This window comes from Akkermansia sp. UNK.MGS-1 (genome assembly GCF_000980515.1).
Taxonomy (GTDB): Bacteria; Verrucomicrobiota; Verrucomicrobiia; order Verrucomicrobiales; family Akkermansiaceae; genus Akkermansia; species Akkermansia muciniphila.
Genome location: NZ_LBCB01000008.1, coordinates 40,244 through 53,443, shown reverse-complemented (window position 1 = coordinate 53,443; position 13,200 = coordinate 40,244). Strand labels below are relative to the sequence as shown.

General features: G+C 55.8%; 8 protein-coding genes and 1 pseudogene. 6 read left to right on the top strand and 3 right to left on the bottom strand.

Going from position 1 to position 13,200, the window contains the following annotated elements:
• Positions 1-58: 58 nt before the first annotated feature.
• Complete coding sequence (locus WW58_RS03865; RefSeq protein ID WP_022198006.1) at positions 59-3,574, bottom strand: DEAD/DEAH box helicase; 3,516 nt, start codon at positions 3,572-3,574, stop codon at positions 59-61.
• Between the two features lie 302 nt (positions 3,575-3,876).
• Between WW58_RS03865 and WW58_RS03860 the strand changes: the two genes are divergently transcribed.
• The 6 genes from WW58_RS03860 (at position 3,877) to WW58_RS03830 (ending at position 9,953) form a co-directional block, all read left to right on the top strand.
• Positions 3,877-4,362: an Lrp/AsnC family transcriptional regulator gene (locus WW58_RS03860; protein WP_046435560.1), complete on the top strand. Its 486-nt coding sequence runs from the start codon at positions 3,877-3,879 to the stop codon at positions 4,360-4,362.
• A gap of 27 nt (positions 4,363-4,389) precedes the next feature.
• Positions 4,390-5,559 (top strand): aminotransferase class I/II-fold pyridoxal phosphate-dependent enzyme, encoded by a 1,170-nt coding sequence (locus WW58_RS03855; protein WP_215833449.1) that lies wholly within the window; start codon positions 4,390-4,392, stop codon positions 5,557-5,559.
• Positions 5,560-5,572: 13 nt separating this feature from the next.
• The gene (locus tag WW58_RS03850; RefSeq protein WP_046435556.1) at positions 5,573-6,352 is read left to right on the top strand and encodes a CPBP family glutamic-type intramembrane protease; all 780 of its coding nucleotides are present in this window, start codon (positions 5,573-5,575) and stop codon (positions 6,350-6,352) included.
• A 44-nt stretch (positions 6,353-6,396) separates the two neighbouring features.
• Positions 6,397-7,059 (top strand): YdcF family protein, encoded by a 663-nt coding sequence (locus WW58_RS03845; RefSeq protein WP_046435554.1) that lies wholly within the window; start codon positions 6,397-6,399, stop codon positions 7,057-7,059.
• An 83-nt stretch (positions 7,060-7,142) separates the two neighbouring features.
• The gene (locus WW58_RS03840; protein ID WP_102733413.1) at positions 7,143-8,720 is read left to right on the top strand and encodes a glycine--tRNA ligase; all 1,578 of its coding nucleotides are present in this window, start codon (positions 7,143-7,145) and stop codon (positions 8,718-8,720) included.
• A 402-nt stretch (positions 8,721-9,122) separates the two neighbouring features.
• Complete coding sequence (locus tag WW58_RS03830) at positions 9,123-9,953, top strand: aldo/keto reductase (protein WP_215489832.1); 831 nt, start codon at positions 9,123-9,125, stop codon at positions 9,951-9,953.
• Positions 9,954-10,332: 379 nt separating this feature from the next.
• Here the strand turns inward: WW58_RS03830 and WW58_RS03820 are convergent, their stop codons facing one another.
• Together WW58_RS03820 and WW58_RS03815 are read right to left on the bottom strand one after the other, a co-directional pair.
• A complete protein-coding gene (locus tag WW58_RS03820) occupies positions 10,333-12,747 on the bottom strand; it encodes a tetratricopeptide repeat protein (protein ID WP_022196935.1) in 2,415 nt (804 codons plus the stop codon).
• 55 nt (positions 12,748-12,802) lie between these two features.
• Positions 12,803-13,200: pseudogene (locus tag WW58_RS03815) on the bottom strand (hypothetical protein); the annotation flags it as partial.

The following is a 13,200-nucleotide window of genomic DNA, read 5'->3' as shown; positions in this document are numbered from 1 at the left end:
CGAATGGAGCTGTATGTAATGAATCAATCCGAGTTAAATCCATCAAGATGCTTCCGGGTTAACCTTCTTCATCATCCCCGTGGTTGAGGATGAAGTTCAGGTCGTCAATGCCCAGGCTGGAGGTAAAGCCTTCATCTCCCAGCACGTTGGCGACGAGCTGGTTCTTCTGATGCTGGAGAATGCGGATTTTTTCTTCCACGGAATCCTTCGTCAGGAGGCGGTAGGCAATCACCTTGTTTTTCTGGCCGATGCGGTGCGTACGGTCGATGGCCTGGCTTTCTACGGCCGGGTTCCACCACGGGTCATACAGAACGACATAGGAGGCGGAAGTAAGGTTGAGGCCGGCGCCGCCGGCTTTCAGGGAAAGCAGGAAGACGGAAGGGTCCTTGGTCGTCTGGAATTTTTCAATTTCTCCACGGCGGTCCTTGGTCTGGCCGGTGAGGTAGTTAAGCGGCCTGTTTTCCGCTTCCAGCCTGTTCTTGATGATTTCCAGCATGGAAACGAACTGGGAGAAGACGAGCACTTTGTGCCCTTCTTCCCGGAGCTGGTCCAGCAGATAGAAGAGGGCCGTCATTTTGGCGCTGTCTTCCTTGGCGTATTTGGGGTCCACCAGGCCGGGGTGGCAGCAGATCTGACGCAGGCGCATCAGGCCCTGCAAAATGGCGAAACTGTTCTTTTTGACGGATTCGTCCGAATCCAGGCCGAGCAGGGCCTGCTGAATGCGGCGGAGTTCCGCCTTGTACAACTGGCTCTGGATGCCTTCCATTTTGGCGTACACTTCTTCTTCCGTCCTGGGAGGCAGGTCTTTTGCCACCTGGGATTTGGTGCGGCGCAGCAGGAAGGGTTTCAGGCGCGCGGCCAGGCGGTTCTGGCTTTGCGGGTCCTTGCGCTTGTCAAAGCGCTTCTTGAAGTAGGAGCGGGAACCGAGGACGCCGGGCATGGAGAAAGCCATGAGAGACCACATGTCCAGCAGGCGGTTTTCAATGGGTGTGCCGGAAAGAACGAGACGGTTGTAGGAAACGATTTCCCGCGCCGCCTTGGCTGCCTTGGAATCCGGGTTTTTGATTTGCTGGCCTTCATCCAGAATGACCGTGAGCCATTTGATTTGGTTTAGGGTTTCCCCGCAGACGCGGAGCTGGGCGTAGTTGACCACGACCATGTCGTAGTTCTTCTTGATGTCTTCCAGATTGGCCTGGTCCTTGCTGCGGATGACGAGGACGCGCACGCCTGGCGCAAATTTTTCCGTTTCTCCCGCCCAGACGTCCAGCACGGATTTGGGGCAAACAATAAGAACCGGAGGGATGACGGCTTTTTTCTTGGATTTGTTTTTGCGGGCGAATTCTTCACGCAGCCAGAGGACATAAGTGATGGACTGGATTGTTTTACCCAGGCCCATGTCGTCCGCCAGAATGCCGCCGAACCCGTTCGTGGCAAGGTAAGCCAGGAAATGGAACCCTTCCACCTGATACGGGCGCAGGGTGGCCTGGAGCTGGGAGGGAACATCCGGCTTGACGTCGATCTGGATTTCCGCGGTACGGTCCTTGATGCGTTTCCATGCCTTCGGGTCGAACACTTCCGCGGCTTTCGGGTCCGCCAGCTGCATGGCGTGCATGCGGTGGGTTTCTCCGGAAAGATCGAAGGGATCCAGGCCCAGGCGGGTAACGGCGTCGCGCTGGTCGTTGTCCAGCTTAATTTCCAGGCGCATCCATCCTCCGTCGTCCATGCGGACGTAACCGCCTCTGGCGGCGACCAGGGCGCGGATTTGTTCCTTGGAGAGCTGGACGCCTTCCACATCAATGACGATGCGCAGGTCAAACCAGTCAATTTCCTGGTTGACTACTTCAAACCGCACGGCGGCGGCCACCGGATCCGCCAGCAGCGTCTTGAGCTTGTCATCCATATTGACGGTCAGCTCTTCCGGAAGCTGCTTGGCCCATTCCGCGAATTTTTCGGGGAACTGGCGGGTGACGCGGGCCTTGAACGCGCCCACCTGGGGGTCGTAGGAAAAGCCCATTTCTTCCAGCAGGCCGGGAATGGGATAAAGGTGCTCCCGGATGAAGCGCAGCAGAACTTTGTTCTTCATGGGCTCCTGATGGGATACGTCCCAGCCGTCCTTGCCGAGTTTTTCCGTGCGGTAGCCGGAAGCGTCCCGGGCGCTTACTTCGCAGAGCACGTGTTCCGTTTCCGCAGAGGTGAGGCCGCGGACGATTTTCATGTCAAAGGTGCCGCGCAGGTCAATGTCCACCACGCGGTCTTCCATGCTGGGGGGCAGGGAAGCGCCTATTTTGCGGAGGAATTCCACCCCTTCAAGGCTGTCGATGACCTGCTTGGGAATGGAGTAGCGGGGTTCCACTTCCGTGCTTTCCAGCCAGCGGGGAGGTCCGGGGAAAACGGTTTCGTCAGACTGGTACAGTTCCTGCTGGCCCGGAAGCTGCCGGACGGAGTGGGAGACGTTGATGCCGGTGGAAGTAGCGAGCTGAAGAGCGTAGCAGTCCGGTTCAATGGGATCGTCCTGGCAAATCCATTTGAGCGGTTCGTCCACCACTTTGAAATAGTTTTCATCAAGGTTCACCAGGTAGCCTTTCAGGGCGGGCTGGTGGAAAAGTTTGTTCATCAGGGCGCATGCGGCTTCCTGGTCCAGGTCCAGCGTCAGGGCGTCTTCCGCACGGGCGTAGTCGGACAGGGAGACGAGCAGGATTTCCGTCTGGGCGTCCATGCGTACGGCGGCCCGTTCATGCAGATTTTCCAGATGTTCCAGATCCTGTTTTTCCCGGACGGGAATCCAGTCCTGCTTCAGGGAATGACGGTATTCGAAATGCCCCTCGTTAATAGTGGAAACAAGCCTCATGAACAGTTCTCCGCGGGGCGGCTGCGGGGGGCGTTCATTCACGGATTGGATGCGGTCATACCAGGTGCCGACTTCACGGGAGCGCTCCCATTCATGAATCTTGCGCTGTACCTTTTCCAGATCCGTAATGGATTCCATGAATTCCGGATAGGGCAGGCGTTTCTTGTTGAAGGCGTAAGCAATGTAATTCCAGAATTCGAGGATGTTCGTGGGAGGCACGGGCCACAATTCCAGCGGGTCATAGCTGACGATTTCCCATCGGGGATTCAGGCGCACCATATCATGGTCGTGAATCTCCTGTTCAATGGCGAAACGGCGGTAGCGCTTCTCCAGTTTGCTGACGTAGTCCGCTTCCTTGTCGTCCAGTTCGCGGCCCAGTTTCTCTTCCAGAATATCCAGAAGGGGAACATCATTCAGTTCGTTCGGGGACTCCGGAAGGTCCTGGCCGCGGTACATGCGCTCCAGCATGGCGGCATACATGGCCGCTCCGGCGAGGTCCTCGTCTTCCGTGGAGCATGCTCCGAACCACCTGTTGCCCTGAAGGCGCAGATTTACGCGGTGCACGCCGTATGCGTCTTCCACGCGGCCCTGAATATATAAATGATTGCCGAAAATTTGCGTGACTGCGCCATCTTTCTGGAGTTTCTCTCCCCGCAGCCGGATTTCTTCCGGAAAGGCATTGAGAAAGTTCAGAGTAGCCCTGTCCGGGTTAAGTGCCATGCTCATAATATCAAACTGTCATATAAAAATTGGAAACAAGCGTACCCGGTCAGGGGACGCCACAGGTCTATGCACTTTACTATGGCACAAAAAGCGGATTAGAGCAACTATTCTCTGAAAATAATTCCGGAGGTTGTTTGTGGTGATGTGTTTATTATTGGATGACAAATTGTTATGTTTATGTGAAGAAGGTCGATTTTGGAAGAAAACGAACATATTTTATCATCTTGGAAAGAAAAGATGTCAGTCTTGCGTAACATGATTCTTGACAGGTTCGTCGTAAAAGCGTCTTTTATGCCTGAAATTTTATGTCCTCTGCATCACTTCTACAGTTACTGGCGACTCAAGCCCGCTTGAGCGATGGCGAATTGGCCGAACGTCTTGACATGACTGAAGAAGCCGTGCGGGCCCAGCGGGAGCAGTGGGAGCAGGAAGGCGTCATCCTCGGATACCAGGCTGTAGTGAATGAGGAATATGAGCATGACAGCAAGGTGGCTGCTTTCATTGAAGTGAAAATGACGCCTGAACGCGACGGCGGTTTTGATCGCCTGGCCATGCGCATCTCACGGTTTGACGAAGTGTCCTCCTGTTATCTGGCAAGCGGAGGTTTTGACCTGCTGGTGCTGGTGGAAGGAAAAAGCATGCGGGAGATTGCCCGGTTTGTGGCGGAAAAACTTTCTACGCAGGAAGGGGTGTTGTCCACTTCCACACACTTTCATCTGAAAACCTACAAGAAAAACGGTTGTGTGTTCGAAGATCCCGTACAGACCGAACGCCTGGCCGTCGCTCCGTAATCCTCTGCCGTTACGAAAGGAATCATTATGAACTGGCAGAATAAAATAGCGGAGCAGGTAAGCTCCATACCCCGTTCCGGCATCCGGGAATTCTTTGACCTGGTTACGGGGCGGACGGATATTATTTCCCTGGGCGTAGGGGAGCCGGACTTCGTGACGCCGTGGAACATACGGGAAGCGGCCATTTACTCCCTGGAAAAGGGTCATACCTCCTATACATCCAATTACGGGTTGGAATCCCTGCGCCGTTCCATCGTCAAATACGTGGACGGATTTTTCTACGTCAACTACGATCCCCTGCGTGAAGTGCTGGTGACCGTAGGCGTAAGCGAGGCCATAGATCTCGCTCTCCGTGCCATTCTGAATCCGGGGGATGAGGTTCTTTACCACGAACCCTGTTATGTTTCCTATGCCCCCAGCGTCAATATGGCCTACGGCGTAGCTACCGCCGTTCCTACGAGCAAGAGGGATCTTTTCGCCCTTAACCCGGAGGTGCTGGAAGCGGCCATTACCCCGCGGACCAAAGTGCTGATGCTCAACTTCCCGACTAATCCTACCGGAGCGGTGGCCCCGGTGGAAACCCTTCAGGAAATTGCCCGCATCTGCATCAAGCACGATCTCATGGTGCTGACGGATGAAATTTACAGCGAACTGCGTTATGACGGCAAGCCGCATGTTTCCATAGCTTCTCTGCCGGGGATGAAGGAACGCACGCTTCTGCTGCACGGCTTCTCCAAGGCATTCGCCATGACGGGGTTCCGCCTGGGTTATGCCTGCGGTCCGGAGCCGCTCATTTCCGCCATGATGAAAATTCATCAGTATTCCATGCTCTGCGCCCCCATTACTTCCCAGGAGGCGGCCATTGAAGCGTTGGAAAACGGGACATCCGCCATGTTGAAAATGCGGGAAAGCTACCGCCAGCGCCGGGATTACCTGGTGAAGCGCCTTAATGAAATCGGCATGGACTGCCACCTGCCCGGCGGTGCGTTCTATGTCTTCCCGGACATTTCCAAATTTGGCTTGACCAGCAAGGAGTTTGCCACCCGGCTGCTGATGGAGAAGCAGGTGGCCGCCGTGCCGGGGACCGCCTTCGGCGCGAGCGGAGAAGGCTTCCTGCGCTGTTGTTATGCGACCGCCTTTGACCAGATCAAGGAGGCCTGCAACCGCATGGAGCATTTTGTGAAAACTCTTTCCTGACCCGGCAGTATTCATGAACTCCGTGACGGAGGCGCTGAAAACAAAGGCGTATGTGGCGCCGTTTGCAGTATTCATGGGCTTTACCCTGGTATGGCAGTTTGGCGCCCCGTTTCTGGAATGGGACCACCCGGCCGCGCCCTGGTGGAGAAGGGCGCCGGAACAATGGCTGTACCCCGTTCAGGCGATCGTTTGTTTTGCCCTGGTTTTCCGGTGGAGAAAAGCCATTGATTGGGATTGGCGGTGGAAGCCCGCCGCCTGGGGAATTCTGTTCGGCGTGCTGGGTATCCTGTGCTGGCTGGCCCCGACCATGATAGCGGACCGCCTGCCCGGAGGCGCGGACGCCTGGTTTGGCCATCCCTCCTGGCCCTGGTACCGGTATCTGCTGGGAATTGACGCGCGTCCGGAGGGGTTTGATCCGGGCATCGTCTTCCTTACGGATTCCTGGAGCTGGCTGGCGGCCCTGGTGCTGCGTTTCTTCCGTGCCGTGGTTGTGGTGGCTCTGGTGGAGGAACTTTTCTGGCGCGGCTATCTGATGCGTTTGATGGTGAATCCGGACCATCCCTGGAAGGTGCCATTCGGCGCTCATAGCTGGAAGGCATACTGGGTGACTACCCTCTGTTTCATGGCGGTGCACCAGCCCGTGGACTACTGCGGCGCGTTCGTTTACGGTTCCCTGGCGTATCTGCTTGTCGTCTGGCGGAAAAATCTGTGCGCCGTGATCGTGATGCATGCGGCGGCGAATGCGCTGCTGGGCTGGGCCGCTCTGGCATGGGGCAAATACGGATTATGGTGAATCCGGCGTTTACAGAGAGAAATTTCTTGAGTACATAAAAGCCGATGACTCCAGAGGAAGCCATAGAAATTTTGTGGGACTACCATCACGTGAAGCAGGTGCTGCATCCGGCGGAACTCATTTTCATTCTTGGCAGCAATGACATAAGGGTGGCGGAATATGCGGCGGAACTTTATGCCCGGAAGCTGGCTCCCCTGTTGCTCTTTTCCGGCGGGATGGGGCGTTTTACGGGGGAATGGGCCGTACCGGAAGCGGAACTTTTCGCAGAGGCGGCCATGAAGAAGGGCGTGCCGGGGGATTGCATCCTTATTGAAAACAAATCCACCAACACGGGAGAAAATGTCCGCTTTTCCCGCGCTGTCCTGGAAAAAGCCGGCATTCCGGAACCATCCAGCCTCATCGCCCTGCAAAAGCCCTATATGGAACGGCGCACGCTGGCTACGCTCCAGGCCCAGTGGCCGGAAGCGCGGGTGGCGGTCAGCTCCCCTCCCTTCACGTTCAGGGAATACCTGACCGGGGAACTGCCGCAGGAGCTGGTTGTCTCCGCCATGGTGGGGGACTTTCAAAGGATACTGGAATATCCTAAACAGGGATTTTCCACGGAACAGCCTGTGACTCCGGAGGCGATGGCGGCATTCCGCACGCTGGTGGAAGCGGGTTATGGCTCCCAGCTGCTCAAGGGGGTTCCCCTCCTCTGGAATTCTTGAGAAGACACGCTTTTTGCTTTCACTGAACGCTGATTGCGGGCATCAATACAACCCGCATAGCCAACCCAATTATATAACTCATCATGGCAGACAGAACCAACACAGACCCCGCCCGAATGGAAAAAATCGTGAGCCTCTGTAAAAGGAGGGGATTCATCTTCCAGTCAGCTGAAATTTACGGCGGTCTGAACGGTTGCTGGGACTATGGTCCCATGGGGGTGGAACTCAAGCGCAATCTGAAGGAATACTGGTGGCGTAAAAATGTGCAGGAACGCGAGGATGTGGTCGGCATGGACGGTTCCATCCTGACGCATAACTCCGTACTGGTGGCTTCCGGCCATGTGGGCGGATTTTCCGACCCGATGTGCGATTGCCTGTTGACCAAGGAGCGCCTGCGTGCGGACCAGGTTCCGGCCCAGAGCGGCATGGGGTTTTTCTATACCGGGGCTGCCAAAAAAGACGGTTCCTGGAATATTGAAAAGAAGTACTCCGTTCTGGTGGAATCTGAAAAACAGGCGGACAAGGCCCGTAAGACTGCGGCTCAATATTATGCCCAGCTGGCCGGCAAGGATGCCTCTTACAAGGATATGGAGTTGAAAGGCGAGTGCATGGAAACCGTAACGGATTCCACCATGTACAACCCTGCCAACGGTTCCCTGCTGACGGAAGCCCGTGAGTTCAACCTCATGTTCAAGACGACCATTGGAGCTACCTCTGATGAAAACGATCCCAACGCTACGGGCTGGCTGCGCCCGGAAACGGCCCAGTCCATTTTCTGCCAGTATAAAAACATTCTGGACAGTTCCCGCGTCAAACTGCCTTTCGGAATCGCCCAGATCGGCAAATCTTTCCGCAACGAAATCAACCCGCGGAACTTCACTTTCCGTTCCCGCGAATTCGAACAAATGGAAATCGAATATTTCTGCCGGCCGGAAGACGGGCTGCGTCTGGTGGATGAATGGCTGGAACACCGTCTTTGCTTCTATGACGAAGTGGGGGTTCCGCGCGAACACATTCACATTTTGGACGTGCCGGACGGCGAACGCGCTTTCTACTCCAAGAAAACCTATGACCTGGAGTATGAATTCCCCTTCGGCATCCAGGAACTGGAGGGCATCGCCTACCGGACGGATTATGACCTGAGCTGCCATCAGAAAGGTTCCGGCCGTCCTCTGGAATACTTTGACGAAGAGACGCGGGAGAAATTCATTCCCCATGTGGTGGAGCCTTCTGCCGGTTGTGACCGCACCATTCTGGCCATTATCTGCGAAGCTTACGATGAAGAGGAGCTGGTGGACGACAAAGGTAAAAAAGACGTCCGCACGGTACTCCGCTTCGTGCCCCGCATGGCCCCGATCAAGGCGGCCATCTTCCCTCTGCTTAAGAAAAACGGGGAACAGGTGCGTATTGCCCGGGAAATTGAAAAGACGCTTCAGCCGTGGATGTCCGTCTTTTATGATGAAACGGGAGCCGTCGGCCGCCGTTACCGCCGCCAGGATGAAGTGGGTACTCCTTTCTGCATAACCGTGGACTTTGAAACTCTCGGGGAAAACGATGCTTCTCTCAAGGGGACGGTGACCATTCGCCACCGCGACTCCATGAAACAGGAACGTGTTGCAATTAACGACCTGCTGCATTGGCTGATTGCCCGCGTGCGTTAATGTTTTTCAGCGGTTTGAGGCCGGAAAATATCTTCAGAGCCGTCCCGTTTACAGCGGGACGGCTTTTTATTTCCCAGATAGCAGCGGAGAAAGGGAGGCTGGAGGGCGAATTCCGGAAGTGATTTTTCCGGAAGAAGACACATTGTTCCGGAATCAGTATGACAGGGAGGCTGGTGCGTTTTTTGATGCGGGTATGCCCGGCGGGAAATGGTTGTTTTACACGTTCACGAAAAGCATATTGAATGAAATTTTAATGAGAGTTATTGACGGCCTGCCAGCAGAAAAGGAAGATGACGGGCGAGGCTGTTCGGAAAAAACGTCCTGATTTTTGAGCTTTTTTTCTTATCTGCTGTCAAAGGTTTATACGGCATGGAATGATGCGAGCAGGTAGAAAGAATATTGATGATGGAACATTCAGTAATTTTTCCGGACCATCGGAAGGTTTGCGCCCTGGGGCAGGGAACCTGGAAAATGGGAAAATCAGCGTTGAGGGAAGCCGATGAGATAGATGCTTTGCGCGCCGGCATTGAGCTGGGCATGAGCGTAGTGGATACGGCGGAGATGTATGGCAACGAGGAAATGGTGGGAGCGGCAATCCGCGGATTGCGCAACCGTGTTTTCCTGGTTACCAAGGTGCTGCCCGGCAACGCCAGCAGGACAGGAACCAAAGCGGCCTGCGAACGGAGCCTGAACAGGCTGAAGACGGACTATGTGGATTTGTTTCTGCTTCACTGGGGCGGTCCCCATCCCATTGAAGATACGGTTGCCTCCATGGTTGAGCTGCAGCAGGAGGGTAAGATAAAGGCCTGGGGCGTGAGCAATATGGACGTTCCGGAAATGGAGCGGTTTTATGCCGTCCCGGGGGGAGCCTCCTGCGCCGCCAACCAGATTCTTTATAATCTGGCCCATCGCGGCGTGGAGTACGATTTGTTGCCGTGGTGCCGGGAACGCCACCTTCCCGTGATGGCCTATTCGCCTGCGGATGAAGGGCGGCTTTCCCGCAATCCGGTGCTGATGGAGATTGCGCAGAAGCATGAGGCCACCCCGGTGCAGATTGCTCTGGCCTGGATTTTGCGCTGCCCTGGAATGATTGCGATCCCCAAAGCTGGTTCCGTCACGCATGTGCAGGAAAATTACCGGAGCTTGTCCATCAGGCTGACTGCGGAAGATGTGGATTTGCTGGATGGGGCTTTTCCGCCCCCGGTCAGCAAGGTGCATCTGGATTCCTGGTAAACCGTGACGCCGTCCGGCAGTCGGAGTGAAACGGGACGCGCGGATTTTCCTGCCGCATTACAATTGTTTCAAGCCCTTCATCTGTACCGGGATGAAAGGGCGTCTGCGGATAATTTCCATACACGCATGCCTTGATGATGCTTGTGGGTACGATATGAGGGAGGCATTGGCTTTGCCGTTCGTAAGGCCGGGGAATCCGCTGACGATATCCGGAAGGGGGCCGGATCTTTTTGTTTGAAAAGAGAATGTGCTTTTTTCCCGTTCCAGCTTCTTCAGCAGGAAAGAAGGCTGAATGCGGCTGTGAGAAAGCCGCCCTTTCTGGGGAATACGGCATTCCCGGAGAGGCGGCTCCAGAAAAGGGGCGGGAAAATCAAAAGCGTTACAGCGGCTGCGCGTCCGTCCTGGGTATCCAGACAGGCGTATTCTGGAAGGTGCTGGCGTAGTACCAGGAGCCGCGTTCCGCGCGCAGGATGAGCGGGGTGGATTCCGGAAGAGTGATGAGCGCCGGGCTGTTCATGTCCGCAGCGTGTCTGCCGGGCGTTTTTTGGGTAACGACCAGCAACCGGTCCGCCGGAATGGATTCCGGGGTTTCTGGGTACATGATGTAGTTCATGACAGCCGCCACGGTGACCAGCCCGCTCAGGGTGGCCAGGATGGTCAGCAGCGCCCCGTGTCTGCGGGTAACGGTCAGCAGGGCCAGGAAGGTGAGCATGACGGCTCCGGACAGGATGGAGATGGGGCCGAGCGTTTCATGGCGGATGTAAGTGAGCCACTGGTTTTCCGTGGTGTTGGCGGGCAGGATGGCACCCTCCTTGCGTTCGATGAATTGCAGATTGTATTCAGCTTCCGTGAAGTATGGGGAGAGTTCCAGAGCACGGCGGTAATTGAGAGCGGCCAGACCGGGTTTGTTCATGCGGTAATAGGAATTACCGATGCCGAAACAGGCGTAGGCGCGTTCTGCCTTGGAAAGGTTCATATTGCCGCTTTCCTTGCTGAAATAGTCAATGGCTTTGGCGTACTCTCCCTGTTCATAGGCTTTTACGCCCAGGTTGTCCGTTTCCGACGCGTTTCCGGCTGTTCCGGCCAGAGACAGGGCCAGTATGGCGGCCATCATGAGAACGGGAAGCTTGGCAATGGCTTTTTTAATAGCCTGGAGCATATGCTGGCGTTCCGCGTGCGGCAGTTCTTCCGAAGATTCCGAAGGCTTGAATGCCCTGTCGTCCCGGAGTTGAAGGATATCTTTCATTTTTTCATTCTGCTTGGAAGGTGGAATATAGGATTCAATAAAGTTGCCGGCGGCACGCAGGAATTCCGTGGAGCTTGCCTGGCGCGGAGTGGAAGCGAGCCTGCGGAAGGCTCTCATGCGTTCCCTGGCCGTGAAGCTTTCCTTCCGTATTTTCCGGATGTAGCGGATAAGAGCCATTCCCAGCAGGATGACGGCGGGGATGTAGGCCAGGAAATACCACCCCCAGTGAGCCGGAGCGGTAAGGGCGTTCATGACGATGGCGGGCATGAGTCCGTAAATATCCGTCATTTCAGCTACCGGAATGGTGCCTGCCGGGGGAGGCGTGGCGGGAGCGGCGCCTCCGGCCGCCGTTCCAGTAATGGCTGAGGCCTTCCATTCCAGGGGAATGGGGGCTGTGGTTACGGTTTTGTACTGTTGCGTGCTGGGGTCAAAAAAAGTGAGTTCAAAGGGAGGGATGGCATCCGTTTGGGCAACCGGGCGCATCATTTGCTGAAATTCCACGGTTCCCTGGATGGAGCGCGTATTCTGGCCCGGGTCCAGCTTGTTGGGAGGATAGAGTTTCCAGTTGGAGGCGTCTGTGAGGGCCGGGCAGGCGATACTGTGGATATTTCCTGTTCCTGTTACCTTGATTTTAACAGTAATGGGTTCATTGGCGCTGAGATCCCGCGCATCCGTGGTGGAGGAGATGCGGAAATTCCCTACGGCATTGGTGAAGGAAGAGGGAGCTCCCGGAGGGAGTTCCTGGGCTGTGATTTTCACTTCCGGAATGGCCATTTCCACCAGTACTTCCGAACGGATGAAGTTGGCGATGAGAGGGTCCGCCTCCGGCAGGGCGGCGCGTGCCGTGACAGTGCCGGATGCCGTTACTTCCCCGGCGCGCAGCGGGAACAGGGTGCTCTGGAAGGTCATGACATTCCAGTTGACGCCTTTGTAAAGTACAGAACCGCGAGGCTGTCCGCGGAGCAGTTCCACCAGCGTGGGTTCAAAGCGCCAGGTAGCCAGGTTGGAGGTGGTAATGGCGGGCGCCGTGTATTCCAGAATGTATTCCGGGGCGTAAATTTTCAGTTCGCAGCGGTCCGGCTGATGGACATAGGGTTTCTGGTTGTCCACATGCCACAGCATGCCGTACGGGACTGCTGTACCGTTCAGGTTCAGCGTATTCCATTTGATGGCGCTGTACGGGTAGACAGTCAGCGTCTGGGGAAGCGTGGTATAGGTGCGGCCATTGTTGGCCTGCAGGGTCAGGGAAGGGATTTCCACGGTGCCCACTTCGTCCGGCGTTACTTCAATGGCCATCAGGAAGGCGGATTGGTTTGGAGACCCCGGCCAGCGGATGTAGTTGCCCTGGCTGACCCAGCGCAGGCTGGCGCCCTTTACCCGGGGAAGCGGGTCCTGGCGGGCGATGCTGCCGTCTGTCAGGATGATGAAGAGACGGGTTTGTTCTCCCGGCACAACGGCGTCGGACAGCCAGGTGGTAACCACCTGCTGAGCCATAAGCGTGACAGTCATGCAGAAGAAAAGCGAAAGAATGGCGAGCAGTTTTTTCATCTTGTTTTGCGGGATATGTTTAAAGGGGTGGCTTCGCGGAAGCGGGCGGAATGGGTTAGTAATCCTTATCCGGAGGAATTTCCGGAGAACGCTGGGGAACGGGGCAGCCGGGTTCAATGTCCCTGCGTTCCATCAGGATGGCTCTTGCTTCCCTGCGTTCCTTTTCCTCCCTGCTTTCCTTTTGTGCGGCTGCCGGAACGGGCTTGTTATCTTCCGGCTGGGGCTGCGGTTTTTCCATTCCGGACGTTTCTGGCAGCCTGTCTTTTTCCGGAGAGGAGGGAAGCCGGGCATTTTTCATTTCATTTTCGTCCCTCTTGCTTTCCTTGGTTTCGGCGTTATCCTTGTCTTGGTCCTTGTCTTGGTCCTTGTCTTGGTCCTTGTCTTGGTCCTTGTCTTGGTCCTTGTCTTGGTCCTTGTCTTGGTCCTTGTCTTGGTCCTTGTCTTGGTCCTTGT

Coding starts and splice junctions, on each gene's coding strand:
- WW58_RS03865 (WP_022198006.1), bottom strand. CDS start 3,574: ATGAGCATGGCACTTAACCCGGACAGGGCTACTCTGAACTTTCTCAAT.
- WW58_RS03860 (WP_046435560.1), top strand. CDS start 3,877: ATGTCCTCTGCATCACTTCTACAGTTACTGGCGACTCAAGCCCGCTTG.
- WW58_RS03855 (WP_215833449.1), top strand. CDS start 4,390: ATGAACTGGCAGAATAAAATAGCGGAGCAGGTAAGCTCCATACCCCGT.
- WW58_RS03850 (WP_046435556.1), top strand. CDS start 5,573: ATGAACTCCGTGACGGAGGCGCTGAAAACAAAGGCGTATGTGGCGCCG.
- WW58_RS03845 (WP_046435554.1), top strand. CDS start 6,397: ATGACTCCAGAGGAAGCCATAGAAATTTTGTGGGACTACCATCACGTG.
- WW58_RS03840 (WP_102733413.1), top strand. CDS start 7,143: ATGGCAGACAGAACCAACACAGACCCCGCCCGAATGGAAAAAATCGTG.
- WW58_RS03830 (WP_215489832.1), top strand. CDS start 9,123: ATGATGGAACATTCAGTAATTTTTCCGGACCATCGGAAGGTTTGCGCC.
- WW58_RS03820 (WP_022196935.1), bottom strand. CDS start 12,747: ATGAAAAAACTGCTCGCCATTCTTTCGCTTTTCTTCTGCATGACTGTC.